The following is a 21,868-nucleotide window of genomic DNA, read 5'->3' as shown; positions in this document are numbered from 1 at the left end:
GCTTTTTAGTGCGCGCTTGCAGCTATTGCACCAACTGGTTGATCTCGATGATCGGCAGCAGCACGGCCATTACAATCACCAGCACCACCGCGCCCATCACGACAATCATCAGTGGCTCCAGCAACGCCGTCATGCCCATGGCCCGACGCTCGATATCGCGCGATAAGGTCTGCGCCGCCCGCTCCAGCATTGGCGGCAGCGAACCGGTTTTTTCGCCACTGGCGATCAGGTGGATCAGTACCGGCGGGAACACATTTTCCACGCGCAACGCCGGCGCGAGGTTCACGCCTTCGCGCACCCTCGCCGTGGCATCACTCACGCTGAGGCTCAAGCGGTCATTGGACAGGGTTTGGCGCGCCGCTTCCAGGGCACGCAACAACGGCACCCCGGCGGCCCCCAGAATCGCCAGGGTCGAGGCAAACCGTGCCGTGTTCAGGCCCAGCACAAAGCGCCCGATCAAGGGCAAGCGCAGCACCCGGCTGTGCCAGTTCAGGCGCGCCACCGGGTTACGCAAATACAGGCGCCATCCCCAGAAGCCGGCGGCCATGAGACCGAAACACCACACTCCCCAAGCACGAATGAAATCACTCGCATTGAGCATCGCCAGGGTCAGCCCCGGCAAGTCCTGGCGAGCCTGGGAAAACGCACTGACCACCTGCGGCACCACATAGCTGAGCAGAAAGATCACGATCGCAATCGACACCAGCCCGACCACGCCCGGGTAGATAAACGCGGTGAGGATCTTGCTGCGCAGGTTGTTGCGTTCTTCGATGTAATCGGCCAAACGCTCCATGACCTGCGCAAGGTCGCCGGACTCTTCACCGGCGGCAATCAATGCGCGATAGATCGCCGGGAAATCCCGTGGCCGTATCGCCAGGGCCTCGGCCAGGCGCATACCGCCGCGTACATCGGCGCGCACCGCGCTCAAGGTCTGGGCGATATGCTTTTTTTCCGCCTGCTCGACCGTGGCGCTCAAGGCGGCCTCCAACGGCAGGCTGGCGCCCAGCAGGCTCGCCAGTTGCCGCGTGGCCCAGGCGAGGTCGTTGTCGGAGAACCTGGCGCTGAACACTGCACCACCGCCGGCAGGCACAGGGGTTTCAAGCTGCACCGAGAGCGCGGTAAGACCACGGCTGCGCAACACCCCGAACGCGGCGCGCTGGCTATCGGCTTCAAGGTGCCCGGACTCAAGCTTGCCGGTGGCGTCGGCGGCTTCGAAACGGTAGCGATTCATCAGGCGTCCCGTGTCACACGCAGGATTTCTTCCGGCGCCGTGGCCCCTGCGCGCACCCAACGCTCACCGTCTTCGCGCAGGCTGAACATGCCCGCTTCGCGTGCCGCAAGGCGCAGGGCCTGTTCACCCGCCCCCTGGTGGATCAACGCGCGAATCTCATCGTCGATACAGAACAACTCATGGATGCCGGTGCGGCCGCTGTAGCCGGTGTGGTTACAGGCGGCACAGCCAAGCGGCCGCCACGTGCCTGGGTGGGCCGGGTCTTCCTGCTTGCAGTGGCTGCACAGGCGCCGCACCAGCCTTTGCGCCAACACGCCGAGCATCGAAGACGCCAGCAGGAACGGCTCGACGCCCATGTCAATCAGCCGGTTGACCGCCGATACCGCATCATTGGTGTGCAGCGTGGCCAGCACCAGGTGCCCGGTCAGCGACGCCTGCACTGCGATCTGTGCGGTTTCGAGGTCGCGGATCTCGCCGATCATGATGATGTCCGGGTCCTGGCGCAGGATCGCTCGCAGGGCCAGGGCGAAAGTCATGTCGATCTTGGCATTCACCTGGATCTGGCTGATGCCCGGCAGGTCGTATTCCACCGGGTCTTCAACGGTGAGGATGTTGCTGGTGCTGGCGTCCAACCGTGCGAGCGCGGCATAGAGGCTGGTGGTCTTGCCGCTGCCGGTGGGGCCGGTGACCAACACGATGCCGTGGGGCTGGCGGATCAGGTTGTCCAGCTTGGCCAGCACCTGCACGTCCATGCCGAGGGTTTCCAGTTGCAGGCGCCCGGCCTGTTTGTCGAGCAAACGCATCACCACCCGCTCACCGTGGCCGGTGGGCACCGTGGATACGCGAATGTCGATCGGCCGACCCGCCACGCGCAACGCGATGCGGCCATCCTGAGGCAGGCGTTTCTCGGCGATGTCCAGTTGCGCCATGATCTTGATCCGCGACACCAGCGCCGCGTGCAACGCCTTACGCGGCGAGACCACGTCACGCAGGGTGCCGTCGACCCGGTAGCGCACCACCGAATGGCTTTCGTAAGGCTCGATGTGAATGTCACTGGCCTCGTCACGCGCGGCCTGGGTGAGCAACGCGTTGATCATGCGGATCACCGGCGCGCCGTCCTGGGTGTCCAGCAGGTCGGTGATTTCCGGGATGTCCTGCATCAAGCGGTCAAGATCGACTTCGTTTTCCGCCGCCCCCACCACCGCCGCCGCGCTGCCGGTGTCGGCGTAGGCTGCGGCGAGCAAGCCGTCGAGTTCCTCGTCCCGCACCTGCTCGAGCCGCGCCGCGCCGAACTGCCGGCGCACCTCGCTGATCGACCAGCCGGGTGTCGATGGGCAAACCGTCAGCACCGCGCCCTCCTCGCCATTGCGCAGCAGGATGCGTTGAGCCTTGGCCCAGGCGTAGGGCAACGCGTTCATTGGAGCGGCACTGCACGAATCGTTGCGCGGGGTTGCCCGCTTCCCGGTGCCGCCGGCACCCCCACGGCCGCGGCGGGTAGTTGCGGCGCCTGCATGCCCGGCATCGCCCAACTGCGCTCCGGTTGCAGTGCGCCCTGGGCCCGGCGGATGAAGTCGTAGCGGTTCAGGGTAATCGCCCGTCCACCGGCGCTGTCACGGATGATATAGGGCCGTAGGAACACCATCAGGTTGGTCTTGGTGGTGGCCCGGCGTTCATTGCGAAACAACGCGCCGAGCCCGGGAATGCTCGACAGCCAGGGCACCGCCTCGTTGCTCTGGCTGTAGCCGTCCTGCAGCAGGCCGCCGAGCACCATGATCTGCCCGTCATCGAGCAGGATGCTGGTGTCAATTGCGCGCTTGTTGGTCACCACGCCCGCCGACGTCGCACTGCTGGAGGCGCGTTCGTCGATGCTGCTGACTTCTTGGTAGATATCGAGCTTGACCGTGCCGCCTTCGGAGATCTGTGGCCGTACATTGAGCTTGAGCCCAACCTCCTCGCGCGTCACCGTCTGGAACGGGTTGTTGCTGGTGCCACCCCCTCCGGTCACGTAGCTGCCGCTGACAAACGGAATGGTCTGGCCGACGAAAATACTCGCGGCTTCGTTGTCCAGGGTCAGCAGGTTCGGCGTTGACAGTACGTTGCTGCCGCCCTTGCTCTTGAGGGCGCGGGCCAGCACTTTGAGGTCCATGACATTGCCGACACCGGGGATGTTCACCGTGCCGCTGAGGTAACCCACGCTCAGGCCACCGGGCAGCGCGTCGATGCTGGTCAGGCCGCCGGTCTGCAGCCCGCTGCCGCCCAGGTTGGTGCCGCCGATCACCCCTTTGCCCGCCAGGTCACCGCTTTGCCATTGCACGCCAAATTCGTTGGCATCGTCCTCGCCGACCTCAACGATCAGGCTCTCGATCACCACCTGTGCGCGACGCTGGTCCAGCATGTCGATGACTTCCCGCAGGTTGCGGTACAGCGGCTCGGGCGCGGAAATCAGCAAGGTGTTGGTGGTGGCGTCCGCCTGGATCGTGACACCGCCGGCGCTGAAGGCGACACTTTGGTCCGTGGCCTGGGCGCCGGCCTGGCTGCTCGAATTGCCGCCGCTCTGTCCGTAGCCCATGCCGGTGCCGTTGCTGGAACTGCTGCCGCTGCTCGACGTCTGGCTGGTGCTGCTTGGGCTGTTTTGGCCGCTCTGCCCGCCGCTGGTGTTGCCACCCATCGCGCTCAGCACCGAACGTCCGGTATCGCCGGTGCCGCTGTCGCTTTCACCGGTGAGCAAGCCGCGCAGTGCCTGGGCCAGCTTCGCCGCCTGGGCGTTACGCAGGTACACCACGTGCAGGTTGCTCGGATTGCTCTGGGCGTTGTCGAGTTTGTACACCAGGTTGCGCGCCAGCTCGGTGCGCTCCGGGCTGCCGGCACGGATGATGATCGAGTTGGAACGCGGGTCGCCCACCACCGAAATCTTCTGGGTGGCGTCGCTGCCAGGCTGTTCCAGCAGCTGCGAGACCATACCGGCGATGTCCACCGCGATGCCGTTCTGGACCTGCACGACATCGGTATCGATCGCGCTGGGGCTGTCGATGCTGTCAATCAACTGCGCCACGCGCGTCAGGTTATCGGCGTAGTCGGTGATGACCAGGGTGTTGTTGCCGGGGTAGGCATTGATCGGATTGTTCGGCGAGACGATCGGGCGCAGCACCGGGATCAGGTTCACCGCATTTTCATAATGCAGGCGAAACGTGCGCGTGAGCATGCCATTCGCCGCCGGCCGGTCGGCACTGTAGACCGGCCCACCGAGCAATTTCGCATCGGCCTCCGGTACCACATGGGCCACGCCGCCGACGTCGACCACGCTGAAGCCCTGCATGCGCAATGCCGCCAGCAACATATCGTAGGCCTGATGGGCCGGTACTTCGCCTTCAGACACCAGGTTCAGGGAACCGGTTACGCGTGGGTCGACCAGAAACTGCCGGCCGGTGGCGCGGGAGAGTCCGCGCACGACGGCTTGAATGTCGGCATCCACGAAATTCAGACTCACCGGCTGGCTGCCAAGCGGGTTGCTCAGCGTTGTACCGCCGATACTTGCGCCGCCCCGGCGCACCGGATTGACGAGGGTACGCTGCGGCCGCGCTTGCCGCTCGATCTGCGTCTGGGCGCGCTGGCGTTCCAGGAGTACGTCGCCGCTGCGCTGGGTGTTGGCCAGGGGCTGGCCGAGTTCGCTGTCGACCAGCAGCGGTGGCGCGTTGGAAGCCGTTTGCGTGCTGCACGCGCTCAGTGCCAGTAACAGGAACGGCGCGGCGTTGCGTACATAATTGGAACCTGACCACTTCATGAAGCTTCCTTAGCGCCAAACGCCTGATCCATGCGGACAGTTCCCGACAGAGTGCCTGCCGTATCATCGGCCTTGGCTTCGCCTGCACGCTGCAAACGGGCCTCGACCACTTCCAGAGAAAATTGCCTTGGGTTGCTCACCAGCCAACCGATGACTGCGTCAGCCGGTGCGGTTTCGAACGTCAACTGCCAGCCGGTCTCCACCGGCGTCAATTGGTAATATCCGACCAGCCCGCGCGCATCCAAGCTTTGGCGCAGGGCCGGTTCGAGGGGCTGGCCGGCGGTTGGCGTCGGCACCTCGCGCAGCAAGCGTTCGAGTGCCTCGGTTTGCGCACGCAGCTTTGGTGTTTCAGCCTGCCAATATTCGATTTTCTTCAAGGCCGGCTGGATCAGGACCAGCCAGCTCAGCAGCCCGCCGAGCAGCAGCGCAGTGCCCGCGACCATGCGTTTTTCCCGCCGTGACAGGCCTCGCCAAACGCTCCGTGCGCGGGCGTTGAAGTGCTGCCATTGGCCACGCCAAAGGGTCAAGGAATGCTTATTCATTGTCGCTTGCAGCACCGGAGTCGGGTTCACGGGATTCGGCATCGGCCGGGCGCAAACGCCAGCCCGTCGGCGTGGCCTGAGCCGCGACGCCGGCCTGGGCCAGGGTGGCTTGCCAGGCGTTATCTGGGGTATTTCGCCGCGCATCGGCGGTCAAACTCACGTGCAGCTCTGCCTGTTCAAAGACCAGGCCCTGCACATTGCCGACCATGAACGGCATCGCGTCGGCGGCTTGCAGCATCAGGCCGGCAAAGCGCTGGGATGCGTCGCTATTTGCCGGGTTTTGCCGCGCGCTCAATTGCTGACGGGCTTGTTGCAGTGGATTAAGGATCACCGGCAACTCGGGAAACGCTTGTTTGACCCGCTGACTCATTTGCATTTTGAGTTGCTGGCCTTCGCTGGCCTCACGCGCGGCGTACAGATTCAGGCCCAGCAGCCACACGCCGATTGCCAGCGCGCAACAGGCCAGCGCCCTGCCCCAACCCGCTTGCGACCCTGGTGCCTTGCCGACGCCGCCGTGTAATCCCCACGTAGGTAAAGCAGCAGACCATCGTTGCTGCGCAGGTTGTGGCTCGATCACTGCAGCGGGGGTGTCGTCACCGAACCAGGCCAAGCGGCTGCCACTGGCCGCCAGCGCGTCCAGGCTCGCTTGAACCTGCGGTTCGACCACGCCTTGCTCAAGGCTATGGCGCAGCAGCAAATGCCCCTCCAGCACACAGGCACTGATGTGCCCGGCCGGTGGCACCGGCAGGCCATAGGGTGCGGGATATAGCCCCCGCAGCTTTAACCGGTGCTGGCTCAACACCTCACCGAAACGCTCCAGGACCGACGCCGGCAACCAACTGAGGAACACGTGCCCATCGGCATCGCCAGGGCTGTGCGCGATATGCATCTGTTCAATGCGACCGAGGATCAGCGCCTGTGCCGCACACATCACCGCCGCCTGGGTCTTCGCGGCCGACAGCGGTGGCAACTGCAACTGTGTGAGGACGCTGTCCATGGGGTGAAGAAAGCACTCCACGCTCTGCGATTGAGCCGTTTGCCCCAGCAACGCCAGCGTACTGACGCCGGTCTGGCTGACGCGACCGTTGCGGTCCAGGCGTGCGAACGCAAGCTCAGTGTCCGGCGTCAGGCTGTTCAGCGGCGGCAAGGCAATGCGCACACTCATACGCCCAGTCTCGACCAGATCACCTTGGGCATGTCGCTCTCCGAGCGATACAACAATGCGTCCACCCTGACCCGGCGCTTGTCACGACGGGCGTAACCGTGAAGCAGAAACCATTCGCTGGTGATGCCGACATCAAGGTCGTCGACGCTCAACTGCGGCGCACGCAAGCGATTGAGAAAGTCGCCACGATTGATAAACCACTGGCCCCGATCACGCTCTGCGACCAAGGCCTGCGCCTGGGTCAGCGATAGCCCAGGCACTACCGCGGCCAGTACCTCAGCGCTGGCGGTATTGCTGTTGACCCAGGTACTGACCGGGATAACGCTGACATAGGGCGCCAGGCGCGCCAACACCCGCTCATTCACGCCCTGGATACCGCGCAGGTCGTCGAGGCTGCGCAGCATCGGCCGGGTTGCAGGAACGGGATTGGCGTTGGCGTCGGGCGAGGTCGCACGGCCGCTGTTAAACCGGTTTTGCGTCGTGCTTTGCGAATGTTCCTGGCGCGGATAAGCGGCAATGACGCGCTGACTGATGCGTTGCGCAACGCCAGCCTCGATGCCGAGCATGGCGCACAGCTGCTCAAAACTGCGTAATTGCCTGGCATTGACGCGCTCGCCGGCGATCAAGTTCCGCAGGTTGAATTTGCCTTGCTGATCCTCCAGGCGCCCATCAAAACCTGCACCCGGGAGGGCGCTTTTGATCGGTTGCGCCCATGCCTGGTCACGCCGCGTTGGTGCTTCCTTGCGACGCGCATCCCACAGCAGTTGCCGGCTGGTTTCCAGGCCGCCGAGCAGCACCGCACTGCCTTGCAGGCGTGACTGTTCAGCTTCCAGCGAGCGGGTAAACACGCTCTGCCGGGTGAGCATGCCAGCGGCGATAACCGCCACCACGGCGGCGATCAGCAAGGCGCTGATGATCGCCATGCCGCGCTGTTTCGCGCTATTGAGCAAAGGGTTTTTCATGGCAGCGCTTAGAGCTGCCAGGAGCCGATATCGGCGTTCACGCCGTCGCCGTCAGGTTGCCCGTCTGCACCGAGGGAGAAGATGTCGACTTCGCCGTTCGCGCCAGGGTTCAGGTAATGGTAAGGACGCCCCCACGGGTCATTGGGCAAACGCTCCAGGTAGGAACGCCAGTTGCTGTTCTTGGCGTCCGCCGGGCGCTCCACCAGCACTTTGAGCCCCTGGTTCATGCTCGGGTAAGTGCCGTGGTCGAGGCGATAGAGCTTGAGTGCCTGCATCAGGCCGGAGACGTCCTGCTTGGCCGCCGTGGCCCTGGCTTGATCCGGACGGTCGAGCACCTTAGGTACGACCATGGCCGCGAGGATGCCGAGAATCACCACCACCACCATGATCTCGATCAGGGTGAACCCCTGCTGGCCTCGGCCACCTGCAGACTGAAATTTGACGCGAGCGACATCCATATCCACCATCCTTGGCTTGTTTGCAATTCGGCGCGCAGTGTAACAAATGAACTAAATGGTGTATTGAAAAAACTCAGCCGCACGCTGAGTCATCTGCCTGTTTTCGAGTGTTATCCTGCATGCCGGTTTTCGGTAAAGAGTCACCCATGGAGCTGTCGCGCAAGGAGCAAGGTTTTACGTTGATCGAGGTGCTGGTGGCGTTGGCAATTATTGCCGTGGCCATGTCGGCAGCCGTGCGCGTTGCGGGCCTGATGACCCAGAGCAATGGCCTGCTGCGTGATCGATCACTGGCACTGCTGGCGGCGCAGAGCCGACTGGCCGAACTGCGCCTGGAAGGCCGGCTGGCACCGGGGCACAAAGCCTTCGAATGTGATCAGGGGCGCCTGCAACTGCGCTGTGGGCAAGTGATCGCGCCGAGTGCAGATCCCCGGCTGATGCGCGTTACGCTGCAGGTCTCGGACCGCGAACGCGAGGCGCCGCCGTTGGCGCGGCTCGAGACGCTGCTCGCCCAGCCCGTGGAAAAACGCGAATGAGCGGGCTCAGGGCCGGGTCAATCGTGGCATCGACTGAGCGTCGGGCAGCGTGCTGACCTTGAATCGAGTCCGTTCGCTGCCGCGCTCAATCACCACGGTGTCGCGCTCAATCGCCACCAGGCGCACCCCCTGGGTCAAGCGCTCCCCCACCAGAAACCCACGGGGTGGCATGCCGTTGAGACTGAGGATCGCGACTGCGCCATGCGCACCGGTCATCATCCCTGAAACCTTGATATCCAGCACTGCAAGCCGATTGGAAAACCACTGCAATGCCGGGCTGTCGACCGCAACTGCGGCGCCTTCGCGCTCGGCCGGCGGTGCGCTGGATTGGGCCGGGATCAGCAGCAGTGATGACCAGACCAACACGCCCGCCAACGTCGCGAGCAACGCCGCCGACTGCACACATTGCGCGGGCGATAAACGAAAAGTGTATGCCAAGACGAAACCTCCTTGTTGTCCTGTCAGGCAGTCTACAGGACAACTCTCGGTATGTTCTCCACGACGACGGAGCGTTGCGCGATGACAGCGGCCAGGCAACACGGCTTTACCCTGATCGAACTGATGGTGGTGCTCATCATCATCGGCATTGCCAGTGCGGCGGTCGGCCTGAGTATCAAGCCCGACCCATTGCACCTGCTGCGCCAGGACGCCAATCGCCTGGTGCAACTGCTGCAGGTCGCCCAGGCCGAAGCCTTGGCCGACGGGCGCCCGATCACCTGGCAGGCAGATACCAAAGGGTTTCACTTCAGCCGCCGCAATGAACACGCTACGGGCTTCGATCAGTTCAACAGCGACCCGCAACTGCGCCCTCGTGCGTGGGACACACCGGCGGTTCAGGTACGCGTCATCCCCAAACAACGGGTCGTACTCAACGCCGAGTGGTTCGATACGCCGTTGCAACTGCAACTGTCGGACGGGCAGAACAGCCTTTCGGTACGGCGCACCGCGGCCGGACAATTTCGCGTGGAGGCCACGCCATGAATACTCGGCAGCACGGCTTTACGCTGATTGAAGTGATGGTGGCGATCATGCTGATGGCGATTGTCAGCCTGATTGCCTGGCGCGGCCTCGACAGCGTCAGCCGTGCCGACCAGCATCTGCAGGCGAGCACCGAACACACCGAAGCCCTACTGCGCGCCCTGAACCAGCTGGAACGCGACCTGGCCCTGCGCGCCAGCACCGAATTGCGCGTGCCAAACCTTACCCAGCACGAGACCGAACCTGCGCAAGCGCCGCCGGCGATCAGCGTACGCAGCGCCGACAATCAGCGCTTTCGCCTAGACGTGATCCGCAGCGCAGCCGCGCCGGAAGACGGTTTGCAACGGGTACGCTGGTGGCTGCAGGACCAAACCCTATACCGCGCAGCAGCACCCGCGCGCAGCCGCTACCCGCTTCCCGCACCGGGCGAAGGCGTGGCCGTATTGGACAAAGTGAGTGACCTGCAGGTACGTGTCTGGGAGCCTGGCCAGGGTTGGCGTCAACTGAGCGGCAATCGCAAGGACGAACCCCAAGGCCTGGAGATCAAGCTGACTCGCCAGACGTTGCAGGGAGCGGAACATTATCGGCAGGTCGTGGGCCCATTGAATTAGGTGTGAACCTATTTAAGGACTAGTGGGCTGAGCGGTTAATTAATTTATCTAATGGTAACGATATACTGTGCGTCCAATGTCATGGATTGGTTATGCGCATGGCCCGACCGACTTCCCCCTTCGCTTTAATGCCTTCCGATCTCATCGCCCTGCAAGGTTGGTTGCGTATGAGTACGCTGGAACAGAGCCTCGCCCAGCGAGCGCGCATCCTGCTTCTACTGGCTGACGGATTGACGCCCAAGGCCGTCAGCGAGCATTTGCAGGTCACGCCGCCGACGGTATTCAAGTGGCGAAAACGTTATCTGGAGGCGGGAATCGAAGGGTTGAGCGATCTGCCGCGCAGCGGCCAGCCACTCAAACTTGGGCCCGATAAAATCAACGAAATCCTGACACTGACCACCCGGCGTGTACCCCAGGAAGCCACTCACTGGAGCGTCCGTTTGATGGCCAAGTATGCGCGGGTTACCACGTGGCAGGTTCGGCAGGTCTGGGCCGCTTCCGACCTCAAACCCCATCGTCTGAAGACCTTCAAAATCAGCAACGATCCTCATTTCGCCGACAAGGTAGTCGACGTGGTCGGGCTCTATCTGAACCCACCGGATAATGCCCTGGTGTTGTCGGTTGACGAGAAAACCCAGATCCAGGCGTTGGATCGCACCCAACCGATGCTCCCGCTACGTCCAGGTCAAGTTGAACGCCGGACGCATGATTACAAGCGCCATGGTACGGCGAGTCTGTACGCGGCTTTCGACATCCTGACCGGCCAAGTAATCGGACGGATTACCCAGCGCCATCGAGCCAAGGAGTTTCTGGCTTTTCTGCAACAGATTGAACGCAGCACGCCAGCCGGACTGGATCTGCATGTGATTCTAGATAACAGTTCGACCCACAAAACGGCTGCAATCAAGCAGTGGCTGGAAAAGCATCCGCGTTTCAAATTGCACTTCACACCAACCAGCGCGTCTTGGCTGAACGCCGTGGAAGGCTGGTTTGCACAACTGGAAAGACGAGCGCTATACCGGGGTGCCTTCACCAGCGTCGCCGACCTAAAAGTCGCTATCCGCCAATTTATCGATGCTCACAATGAGCATTCAGCCAAGCCGTTCAAGTGGAATAAAACGGCTGAGGCCATCATTAGTTCGGTACATAAAGCGAAGCTGAGCGTGATAAAAAATAAATTAATGGATTAACCGCTCAGGCCACTAGACAGTAATTTAACAGGCTATTTATCTTTATGTACTTACACGCTATAGCCCGCAGACCTTATTAGCAAAAGCACCGCCTAATCAAGTTCTTAATCAGTCATACCCTTATTGACTTCGCACTCTTCCATTCCCCTATAACAGGAAGAATGACGACTTTAACCACCTCAACCTTAGCAAATCCATTTTTCCGAGTGGAAAAGGGGACAAAGAAAAAGACCGCGCCCTTTCCTCAGATGCAGCACCTGCTGTTAATGAACATACACTTTAATTTAAATGTTCGAGACTGTCGGCCGGAAATATATCTGGCCGAGCATTAAGTCCCCGAGGGAAAGACGCTTACATTTCTGACGCCCTTCCTTCGCGAATCAAATTGCAATACGCAACAACTTAATATCTTGCGTCACGGAATTCATACATATTACGCACGCCACACGTAAAATTTTCGCAAGCGCAGATTCAATCTTAACTGAAGATTGAACAGTATCTGGAGAGCACTTCAAACTAGCGATCAACGCGGAGAACCACGGTTTAGAGTATTGTAAAAAGGTGAAAAACTCACACTACCAGCACCAGACATTTCAACATTCTTGAATCCTAGAGCATTCATTGTTTTCCCAAGAGGCGTTGCCCATACAGCTTGTTCTTTAGTTAACCCCGAGGACGTGGCTGCTCTAAAAACTTCTAAATTTGTCTCGCCCAAATTTGCCGAAACAATTTTAATATTACTCGGACCAATATTTTCAATGGCCCTTGATATCATCTCACTATCAACCCCCGCGCCCTGTAACTGTTGTAGCATACCAATCGATATAAAGTTCTCCATTGGGAGAATACCTCGCAACCAAATCTGATTGAGCATAGTTACTGCTAACGACATTCCCCTCACTATTAAATTTTTGTCTGGCTGAGAGTTTAAGATTGACATACCCCTCAGCACTGGAAACAGATTTAACTTCAAATCCCAAACCAGTTCTTTCTGCCGGGACAAAACTTTTTGCTATATTAGGTACACCTTTTGCACCATCAAACCCTGACTAAGACAAACTCCAAAAAAGTATCGCGATCTGAAATCAACTCAATGAAATCCCTAGCCGACTTTCTAGACATGGCAGGAAATGCTTCACCGGCAGCCACCGCCAAGGCAGAAAAATCCGCAATACAGTCTAAGTCAGGGATTCTTTTATCCCCTACAATTTTAAACCCTTCAATTCCGAGCACAGCCGCATCGCGTGTATCACAATAATTCAGCAACTCATGACTATCGCTCAAGTTAAATAACGGCACACCGCACCAAAGTCTGGTTGGTTCAGGTCCAAAACCCAAAAAAATAAACTCCTTCATTGCTCTACTCCCATGGTGCGACCCAGCTTTTATCGTTTTTATCTGATACCTGCACGATTGCACCAGTCCGGTCATTCCGAACAACGTACGAACCATCTTTGGCTACATAACCAGTTGCGGGATCATTGAGCCGCGTACCCGAGACTGGATCGAATCTAGTGTCTTTAGTCACCACAGTCTTGCTGGGATTCGCGATGACGCTTTCAAGCGAGTCCGTTGTCCAGCCTCGCTTCCCCATCTGCTGAGCAATTTTTGGCTCAATGATGGATTGCATTCCTTTTGCACCCCGCACCCCAGCCCAATAAGCATACGCTTTTTCAATTCCCGTCGCTTCTGCTGCTGTGCTCCCATTTCGAACAGCACCTCCCACCGCTCCAATCGGCCCGAGAAGTACGCCACCTATGATCCCAGTACCTTCAGCGTAAACTTTTTGCAGCTCAGCTCTAGCCGTTAGAGCTCTGTCGATCAATGTGAACTTGTACGTATCACAGACAGCGGTTGCGCATTGCAACTCGCCTAAGGCAGCAAGACCGCCATGAATCTCGCCTAGCAGGGCATTAGCCCTGGCAGGTCCAACAGTGCCCAAGGCATCTTTGAGATTATCCTGACTCAGCTGACTATAATTTGTATTGCCATACTGCGCCGTCCAAGTGTTCCGGTAGCAAGTGTCGCTACCAGCGCAGGCATTCATGTCACCTACGAAGTCCACCATTTCATAGTGATTCAGAAAGTTATATTGGGTAGCGTTTTTAGCAAGCCACGCGCCTGTCTCCAGAGCTTTGGCATCGCCACCCGCCAACGCAGCTGACAATAAGCCCACCAGTTGAGAGGCTGAAGTCAACAGCAAATCTCGCTGTTCGGGATCTAATTGCGTTACGGTACGTCGCAATGAAGTGGCTAGGGCTTCGTTAGCACCTGCAGCAACTGCCCCAGCCAAGAAACTACTACCCGACGCCTGTGCCAGTAACCCACCTATCAGCGCGTGGACGGCTATTTTGTCGACGCTACCATCTACCATTCGCTGCCCTCCGACTGCGTCGAAGCTGGCGGCTGCAACTGTATTCAGCAACGATGTGGTAAGCGCGTCATTGAAACTGACATTCATCCCCAGCGCCTTGCTCAGCGCTGTAGACGTACCGTTCTGCAATATCTGATTGGCAGCAAATCGGCCGATTCCATTAACAGTAGTCAGGTCGATCTTAATTTTTCCGGTCAACGGGTCTACTTTCGTTCCTGTCAGATCACCGAAAACACCTACTGCGAGACCTGCGGTGATCCCACTTACCACATAGCCCTTTAGCGCATCACCGGAGGTCGTATCCTTGATAACAGCTCCAAGATCGCCTCGATTGTTGACAAAGCTAACCGTTGCGTTAGTCGCCGCGCCGGTAGCGACCGCAGCTCCACCCGCCGCGACCGCCGTGCTGGCACCCGCAGCACTCAGCGCGTTCATTGCCATCGGACCAACGAAATACGCCATCACAATGGCTATAACCAGTTGTGCGCCGACTCCTAGCCCTGAGTTGTTGTATTTGAAGCTGTCGTGGATTTCCTGCACTTTTCGCCAATCCACATCCCCGCGCTTCTCCGCTTCTTTGAGCCAAGCGAGCTGCGGGTCAGCCTTAACCATCGCATCAATGGTCTGGCTCACCGTATTCTGGTCAATCTGTTTAATGTCGATCTTCAAACCATCAACAGCCTTGATCGCCAAATTTCCTTGAGCAATCAACTGGCTCTGGCGCAGAGCTTCGTCAGTGTTACCGTGCCCCTTGGCACTATTCCACGCAAGGCTGTTATTGCTCTTCTCGTGACTCTCCTGATGCAGATCCTTAACAGCGACAAAGGTGATAGCGCCTCCACTGTCGAGCGTGATGTTTTTTCCACTCTCCAACTTGGCGACCTGGTACTGCTGATCACCACCACTTTGGAGGGTTAAGTTGCCACCGGTTTTAATATCAGTGCCGACGTTAGTAACCTGGGTGGCTTCATCGCGCCGGGTTTTCTTTCCTCCGCGGGGCGCGCTTTTCTTCAAATCTAACAGCGAATAATCACTGTCCTGCGCTGACAGCATGCCAAGTTTTCCGCCTGCCACCAGATAAGCCTCATCGCCCGCAGTGACATCGCTAGCAACCAGCATCATGTCTTTTCCCGCCGCCAGCGAGACATCACCACCGGCCGTCACCGTAGTCGCCACTTGGCTGACATGGTCTTCCTGTTTCTTAGTACTTCTGCTCTTACTGTATGAGTGCTGTTCGTCCGCTGCAGGAGCTAGAGTCAAATCACCCGCGGCGACCATCGTGACGTCGTGTCGGGCGTCGATCTGACTGGCGGCAGAGTTGATGTCACGACCGGCAGTGGCCATGAAGTCACGTCCTACCTCAATACTGGTACCGTATTGAGTGATGGTTTGCTGGCGGAGTTTTTTACCTCCCGTGAGGCTGTCAGCCTGTTGGGCAGGTATCAGATTGATATCACGCCCGGCCTGGATCGTCGTATCAGCACCGGTTTTTATTATTCCACCCGCGCTGTTGAAATCGCGGCCCGCACCGATGGTCAATTGGTTAGCGGCTTCAATGCGTGCAGCGCTGTCGACGTAGCCACGTTGCAGCGTGTCGGTACCATGATTGGCCTGATAGTCAGTCACCGTGCGTTCGTTGATCACGTCACCCGAAATCGACTTGAGACTGACGTCACGGCCCGCGATGATGCCGCCCGCCTTGTTGACCAGAGTGCCGCCGGCTAACAGGTCGAGACGGTTACCAGCCTCCACCAGTCCACTGTTAACCAAATTCTGACCGGCCTGTGCGGACAGGTTATTTGAGGCGCGTATGGTGCCGACGTTTTGCAGGTCTTTACCTGCGATTAAGTTAACGTCGCTGCCTGCAATCAAAGCGCCGTTAGGTGCCAAGCGATTGTTGGCCTGGGCCAGGTAAACCACCGGAACAAGGACTTTTTCGCCATTGATCTCAGTGGTTTCCATCCAAACGATATCGTGCGTAAGGGCGGCGACCTGCTCCGCTGTCAGGCTGACCCCCACGGCGAGATTCAGTTGCTGCTTGCTCTGGATGGCGTTGTTCATCAAATACTTGAACTGCTCTTCGTTGGACGTCTGCCCATCGATAAAGCGCTGACCGGTACGCGACACAACTGCCTGTTCAACCAAGCGCTGTTCGTAAAGACCGTCACCCAACCGTTTCCAACTGGTATCCGGGTCGTACCCCAGGTTAGACAGCAGGTAATCCGAACTCATGAATTGTTTAAGGTCGGTGAGGGCCGGGTTGGTTTCGATCAGGTACTTTGGGGGTCGAGACTGAACGATGCTATCCGGCACACCCTGCACGTGATTGACGGTCACACTCGCGGAAGAAGTACCGGTCGAACTGGGCGAGGCGGCAAGGTGACCGACGGTGGCCACAGCGCTACCGTTCAAGGTCCAACTATTGGGGCCACTTATCGTCGCGGTTCCGCCGACGTGACCACTCAGGCGAAACAATCCGTTCTGCCCGATGGGCAGGCTGAAGCCTGGTAGGCTCAGTGGGTTGATTTGTTGCTGAGAAAGGTCGGGGCGCAACTGGCGGTTCAATGTAACGATGGTCGTGCTGCCAGTTCCTAGGGCCTGCGTATCGGCGGTCAGCCCGCTACCCTTTGTGATAGTACCGAAGGATTTTTCTACGCCATTGGTGATTTTGTTTTTCGCATTGATCGTGACAACGCCGCCCGCCTGAATGATGGCCGGGATATAACTGGAGTTTGCCGAGGCGATGATTTTTTCGGAAAACGGCGTGGCATTGGCAACAGCTGATGGCACCGAACTGGAGGCGCCGGTGCCGTACTGGGGATCAGGGATTCGGGTTCCTGAACCGCCCTTGGCGCCGAAGTAGTAATAATAGGAGGCAATGGTCTGGCCCGTATAAGTGGGGTACTTGAGGCCCACCATGGACTCTTGTTCTGCTGCGTTCCAGAACCGGATGTTATGGTTATAGCTGGGATCATAGATGGAGTTATAGTTGAGGATGTCCCCCCACTGGCCAATGCTGGGGCGCATCGTAATGTATTTAAGACTGGTGTAGCCCCCGACTAAACTGGCCGTGTTATGAAAATCAGTGACGGCCACGTTGAGGGTGCCGCCCGCCGAAACTGACGAGTTCGCGTTTGTGAAGGTATCGCCGACGACGGTCAGGTTTCTCCCCGCAGTCAAGTTGGCCGCAACCGTCTGAACCGACGCATCAGCCTCATAGGTCTGTAGCCAGACGAGATGAGAGTTGGCCAAGGTGCCGCCGTCAGTAATAGACGCGCAGTTAGAACAACGAACCCCAATCGAGGAAATGGTCAAATGGGCTGGACTGGTGCTAACACCGTCCATTTTATTTGTGACAACGGCGGACTTGAGCGACATGTCCGCCGTCGACTCAATGCGTCCTGAGAGGTTATCGATTCGGCTGGCTTGTGCGGTTCCGTTTTGCCCTAAAACCTCAATGTCGCCCAAGCTGTAAATGTCTGCGGACGTATTGGTCAGCGTGTCGACGTGCAGCGCCATGTCGCCGCCACTGAAAACCAGCCCCTGGTCATTGAGCAGCGCAGCGGTGGTGGCCGTGAGTTTTTGGCCGCTGCCCAAGGTTCCGTAGTTGTTGAGCGTGCCCGCGTTTAGAGTCAGGTCGCCGGCAGACGTCAAGCGCCCCTTGTTATTCAACGTGCCCGATAGGTTTGCCGTGGTGATGCCACCACCGGCAAGGCTGGCATCCTTACTCAAATCAAGTTGTGCGGCGGTCAGGTTAAAATTGCCCTGGCTGCTGGAGCGCCCGGTGCTGTCCAACTGGCCCGCCAGGGTCAGATCAAAGGTGCCATCGCTCGCAATCAACCCCGCCGTGGTCCAGTTGTTGCCGGTGCCGGTAAAGTTGTCAGAAGCCAATAACTGACCGTTAGTGTCCTGCGTCAGGGTGTTGACCTTGACCGTCAGGCGACCGGCCTGAATCACACTGCTGTTGGTCCAGGTGTCCTGATCGATGGTCAAGCCACCGCGCGTGATGATGCTACCACCGGTATTAGCAAGATTGGCGGCGTCGATGCCCAAGGTGCCGGTGCCCACATGCAGCAAGGTGCCCCCAGCGTTCTGGAAACTACCGACTTGAAAATCCAGGTCCTGATTGGCGGCTTCCAAGGTGCCGTTGCGGTTATCAAACAGACCGCCGATTTGAAACACCGTCTTGCCAGTCTTGCCCAACGCACGTACCTGGCCATTTTGGTTATCCAGGCTGGTGGCGATGATGTTCAGCGTGCTGTCGCTTTCAATGATGCCTAGCTGGTTGTTGAGGGCGCCGCTCAGATTGAGGGTGATTTGTTGGCCCGCGATTTGGCCGTCGTTGGTACCGCTGTTATCAAAGTCACCGCCCGTGACGGTGACCAAACCCTTGGCATAGAGACCGCCATTGCGGTTATCAAAATTACCGGTGCTGACAACCGCGTCACCGGTTTGCGCGGCCATGCGCCCGCCGTAGTTATCGATGCTGCCCGTGATCAGCTTTAGGTTTTGGGCCTGAACGGTGCCGCCTTGGCGGTTGTTATTAAGGTCGTAGCCATTGCGCAGCACACCCACCGTGCGTGCCTCAAGGTTGCCCTTGAGACTGGCCAGCGTACCGCCACGGTTATCCAAGCTGTCAGCCTTGAACGTCACGTCACCGGCCTGGGCAATGAGCTTACCGCTTTGGTTATCCGTCGCACCGGCCACATCAACACCCAATGCGGTCTGGCTCTGAATCGAGCCTTTGGCATTATCGAGGCTATTTGACGTAAAATGGACATCAGCGTTTTGGCTAGCAATCAACCCATCTTCGCTGTTTTGTACCGCCCCGCTGGCCGTGAGGGTCAGCGTATTGTTAGACGCCACGGTGCCGCCATTGCGGTTATCCAGGCCACCGGTCAACAGCGTCATGAGCCCTTGGCTGGCCAACTGGCCGCCCTGATTGTTGACCTGGCTGGTGTGCTTAAACAGCAGGTCGGCACCACTGGCGAGCTTGCCATTGGTGTTAGTCAAAACATCAATGAGGTCGAGGGTGATGGCGCCATTACTGATCAATGCGCCATGGGTGTTATCAAGGGTACTGCCAGTTAGGGTGAGGGCCTGTTGCGCGTTGATGGCACCTGCGTTGTTATTAACGGTTTGAGCATTGAGGTCCAGAGCGGCGCCGCTATCAATCAAACCGCCTTGGCTGTTGTTGACCACATCGCTGACTGTGAGCGTCTGCCCACCGCCGCTGGAAACAATGCCCTTATCGCTGTTATCCAGGCTGACGGCAGTGACTGTCAGGTCTTTCTGACTGACCAACGCACCGGAACCACTGTTTTGCAGTGCATTACTCACATGAACGTCAACAGTGCCATAGCGGCTGGAGACGGTGCCGCTGTTGCGGTTGTCCAGGTCGGTGCCAGTCACGCCCACACCTTGCCAGCCCGACATTAGACCGCCCTGGTTAATCAAGGTGGCGCCGTTCAAAGTCAACGCGTCGTTACTGATCACTTTGCCTTGGCTGTTATCCAGCGTTCGCCCGGCCAGGTTCAGGCTTTGGATGCTGGATATCTCGCCGCCTTGGTTATTGAGGTCACGCAAGTACGCAATCGTCAGTTGGCCAGCAGTGGTGATCAGGCCACCGGCATTGTTCAAATCACCGGTTGTGTTGCCAAAATCCAGCCCAATGGCATTGCCCAGCAACGAGCCTTGCTCGTTGTTCAGGCTTGAGCTGTTAACTGTCAGCGTGTTGGTCGCGTTGATCAGGCCATTGCTCTGGTTGCTGATCTGTCCGTCGACGTTAAGTAAGAGATCGCCGCGACTGGTCAGGGTGCCGCCGCTGTTATCCAAACTCTCCGCGTGCCCATCGACCGACTGCGCCGCGATCATGCCCTTGAGGTTGTACAGGGTCTGCGTGATACGCACCGTCAGCGCTTGGTTACTGAGCAATTTGCCATTGCTGTTATCTAGGCTGCCAGCGATAAGGGTAAAGGCTTGAGCGCTGGAGATTTCGCCGCCTTGGTTGTTCACACCCTTGAGGTTTTTCAGCATCAACAGCGGTGCGTTGATCAGGCCACCTTGGTTATTCAACTGGCCCTGATTCAGGTCCAAACTGACCGAAGTTTCACTAAACAGCGTGCCGCCTTGCTGATCCAAACCGCTGAGCGTGCCGGTGAGTGCTTTGCTGCTGGTAAGGCGCCCGCCATTTTGGTTGGTCAGTTGCCCTGCCGTAATGTCCAGGGTGTCACGCGTGCTGACGGTGCCTTGGCTGTTATCAAAAGCCCCTGTGTTAATACTCAATGCCGAAACACTGTTGACGGTGCCTTTTAGGCTGTTGTCCAGGCTTGCGCTGCGCAGCACCAAAGCACCATCGGTGACCAACTGGCCACCCTGGTTATCCACCGCGCCCAGGGTACTGACGCTCAACAGTTCGGCGCTGGACAAACTGCCCAGGCGGTTGGCCAAGCTGGCCGCTGACACCCTCAACAGGTCTTCGCTAATGATCAGACCTTGGGTGTTGACTAGCGCCCGGTCGACCTGCACCGTCAGTGCCCGCTGACTGGCGATACGTCCAGCCGAGCTGTTATCCACAGCACCGGCCTTCAAGTCCAAGGTGCCCTGGCTGATGAGTTTTCCGCCTTGATTGTTGACGGAGTTACTGGCGGAGAATTTCAACGCACTACCGGCACTGACCAAGCCTGCTAAGTTATCCAAAGTAGCAACAGTGATCGTTGCCGCATCAAGACTGGAGACTTCACCACCACGGTTGTTGAGATCGCCCACAATGGCGGTCAATGGCGCGCTGCTGGTGATCAAACCGCCTTGGGTATTGAGCACTTGGTTGGCCGTCAGATTCAGCTTGCCGCTGCTTAGCACTCGACCCTGTTTTTGGTTATCCAGGATGCCTGCAGTGAGAGTTGTTGCCTGCCCAGCACTCAGGGTGCCGCCTTGATTATTGAGACCCTGGGCTGCACTGACATTCAAATTGCGGCTGGCAATGATGGTGTTGCCGGTGTTGTTGACGCGCTGTGCACTGATGCTGACATCGCCCGTGGTATTACGGGTGTTATCGGCATTGACCCCGCTTTCGATGATGCCGTTGTTGGTCAACTGGCCGCCGCTGGTGAGCGTGATGCGGTCCTTGGCGACAAGGTTGTTCTGACTGGTCAGGTCGCCTTGGGTTTTCACGTCCAGGGTGGTGCCGGCGTAGACCGGCCCCTTGGCTTGCAGGTTGTCGGCCTTGATGTTGATCGCGCCGGCCGCCGCCGTATCAACCAAGGTAAGGTCGCCGCTGGCATCCAATTGCATATCGCCGCTGCTGGCGACCATCTTGCTGTCAAGTTTTACCCCGACACCGGCTTCGCTGCTGACCAGCTTGATCGCCCCGGCATACATGCCGCCCAGGGCCGAGGAGTCGATGGCCAGCTGCGGCTTGGTCGCCGGATCGGCGGCGCGGGCAGTCGCCTTGAGGGTCTTGGCGTCGACGTCATTGGCACCGGCAATGATCGTCAGGTTCTTGGCCTGGATCTCAGCGTTGATCTTGGCCGAGCGGGTGATGATTTCGAACTGGTCGACGTTACTGGCATTCAGGCCGGCGCCGTCAATGGCAACGCTGCCCTGGTCGACTTGGTAGCGAGTGATTTGGCCGTTTTCGATGACGGCCTTGCCGGTGGTCAGCGTGGCCTGTGGGGTGTTGATGAAGCCACAGCCGTTGCAGGTGACGCCGTACGGGTTGGCAACGATCACGTGGGCCGATTGCCCCGCCACTTCGGTGTAACCGCGCAACTGGCTGGGGCTGCCGCCGTTGACCTCGTTGAGGATCACGCTGGCAGCCATACCGTTGAGGTTCTGGTTGCCGAGGATGATCCCGCCCAACTGGGTCGACTGGGTCCGACCGGTCGCGTTGTTGAGGATCACGCCCTGCGAACCAACGTTGTAATCACTGAACTGGTTATGCGACAGCCCACTGCCATTCGGTGCTGCAATGTTGACGATAGGCACGCCGTTGCCCGCCTGGCCGAGCGTCGTCCCCGGCGCACTGACCACAATCCCGTCCGC

At 58.9% G+C, this 21,868-nt stretch carries 15 protein-coding genes; 4 read left to right on the top strand and 11 right to left on the bottom strand.

The features are described 5' to 3' along the window. Positions 1-22 precede the first annotated feature (22 nt). Genes gspF through gspG form a run of 7 tightly spaced genes read right to left on the bottom strand, consistent with a single transcriptional unit; the run spans position 23 to position 8,139 of the window. Positions 23-1,231 (bottom strand): type II secretion system inner membrane protein GspF, encoded by a 1,209-nt coding sequence (gspF, locus tag AC3ZU9_RS19055; RefSeq protein ID WP_122811322.1) that lies wholly within the window; start codon positions 1,229-1,231, stop codon positions 23-25. Further along, positions 1,231-2,649 carry a type II secretion system ATPase GspE gene (gspE, locus tag AC3ZU9_RS19050; RefSeq protein WP_012724394.1) on the bottom strand — a complete coding sequence of 473 codons (1,419 nt, stop codon included), beginning with the start codon at positions 2,647-2,649 and terminating at the stop codon, positions 1,231-1,233. The genes gspF and gspE overlap by 1 nt, the downstream gene beginning before the upstream one ends. After that, positions 2,646-5,012, bottom strand: a complete 2,367-nt coding sequence (gene gspD, locus AC3ZU9_RS19045) for a type II secretion system secretin GspD (RefSeq protein ID WP_490091177.1) — start codon at positions 5,010-5,012, stop codon at positions 2,646-2,648. Before gspD ends, gspE begins: the two co-directional genes overlap by 4 nt. Continuing rightward, entirely contained in the window at positions 5,009-5,554 is a 546-nt protein-coding gene (locus AC3ZU9_RS19040) for a type II secretion system protein M (RefSeq protein WP_046036793.1), read from the bottom strand. The genes gspD and AC3ZU9_RS19040 overlap by 4 nt, the downstream gene beginning before the upstream one ends. Next, entirely contained in the window at positions 5,547-6,719 is a 1,173-nt protein-coding gene (gene gspL / locus AC3ZU9_RS19035; protein ID WP_046036792.1) for a type II secretion system protein GspL, read from the bottom strand. The genes AC3ZU9_RS19040 and gspL overlap by 8 nt, the downstream gene beginning before the upstream one ends. Beyond that, a complete protein-coding gene (gene gspK / locus AC3ZU9_RS19030) occupies positions 6,716-7,681 on the bottom strand; it encodes a type II secretion system minor pseudopilin GspK (protein ID WP_046036791.1) in 966 nt (321 codons plus the stop codon). The genes gspL and gspK overlap by 4 nt, the downstream gene beginning before the upstream one ends. An 8-nt stretch (positions 7,682-7,689) precedes the next feature. Further along, positions 7,690-8,139: a type II secretion system major pseudopilin GspG gene (gene gspG, locus AC3ZU9_RS19025; RefSeq protein ID WP_046036790.1), complete on the bottom strand. Its 450-nt coding sequence runs from the start codon at positions 8,137-8,139 to the stop codon at positions 7,690-7,692. 146 nt (positions 8,140-8,285) lie between these two features. On the opposite strand from gspG, the gene gspI reads away from it, so the two are divergent. Next, positions 8,286-8,672: a type II secretion system minor pseudopilin GspI gene (gene gspI / locus AC3ZU9_RS19020; protein WP_012724400.1), complete on the top strand. Its 387-nt coding sequence runs from the start codon at positions 8,286-8,288 to the stop codon at positions 8,670-8,672. Between the two features lie 6 nt (positions 8,673-8,678). Here the strand turns inward: gspI and AC3ZU9_RS19015 are convergent, their stop codons facing one another. Next, positions 8,679-9,110, bottom strand: coding sequence for a type II secretion system protein N (locus AC3ZU9_RS19015; RefSeq protein WP_490091176.1), 432 nt, complete (start codon positions 9,108-9,110; stop codon positions 8,679-8,681). An 81-nt stretch (positions 9,111-9,191) separates the two neighbouring features. Between AC3ZU9_RS19015 and AC3ZU9_RS19010 the strand changes: the two genes are divergently transcribed. From AC3ZU9_RS19010 to AC3ZU9_RS19000, 3 genes are all read left to right on the top strand, one after another. Beyond that, positions 9,192-9,653 carry a GspH/FimT family pseudopilin gene (locus tag AC3ZU9_RS19010; RefSeq protein WP_093545674.1) on the top strand — a complete coding sequence of 154 codons (462 nt, stop codon included), beginning with the start codon at positions 9,192-9,194 and terminating at the stop codon, positions 9,651-9,653. Continuing rightward, positions 9,650-10,261, top strand: a complete 612-nt coding sequence (locus AC3ZU9_RS19005) for a type II secretion system protein GspJ (RefSeq protein ID WP_490091175.1) — start codon at positions 9,650-9,652, stop codon at positions 10,259-10,261. The genes AC3ZU9_RS19010 and AC3ZU9_RS19005 overlap by 4 nt, the downstream gene beginning before the upstream one ends. A 98-nt stretch (positions 10,262-10,359) precedes the next feature. Then, positions 10,360-11,451 carry an IS630 family transposase gene (locus AC3ZU9_RS19000; protein ID WP_046036852.1) on the top strand — a complete coding sequence of 364 codons (1,092 nt, stop codon included), beginning with the start codon at positions 10,360-10,362 and terminating at the stop codon, positions 11,449-11,451. Between the two features lie 523 nt (positions 11,452-11,974). On the opposite strand, the gene AC3ZU9_RS18995 is transcribed toward AC3ZU9_RS19000, so the two are convergent. The 3 genes from AC3ZU9_RS18995 to AC3ZU9_RS18985 form a co-directional block, all read right to left on the bottom strand. Further along, entirely contained in the window at positions 11,975-12,343 is a 369-nt protein-coding gene (locus tag AC3ZU9_RS18995) for a hypothetical protein (RefSeq protein ID WP_490091174.1), read from the bottom strand. A 146-nt stretch (positions 12,344-12,489) separates the two neighbouring features. Next, complete coding sequence (locus AC3ZU9_RS18990; RefSeq protein WP_046036813.1) at positions 12,490-12,807, bottom strand: hypothetical protein; 318 nt, start codon at positions 12,805-12,807, stop codon at positions 12,490-12,492. A gap of 4 nt (positions 12,808-12,811) precedes the next feature. Further along, the coding region (locus AC3ZU9_RS18985) for a two-partner secretion domain-containing protein (RefSeq protein WP_490091173.1) at positions 12,812-21,868 on the bottom strand (9,057 nt) is incomplete at its 5' end.

This window comes from Pseudomonas sp. A39 (assembly GCF_058145955.1).
This window is presented reverse-complemented; position numbering and strand designations above follow the sequence as displayed.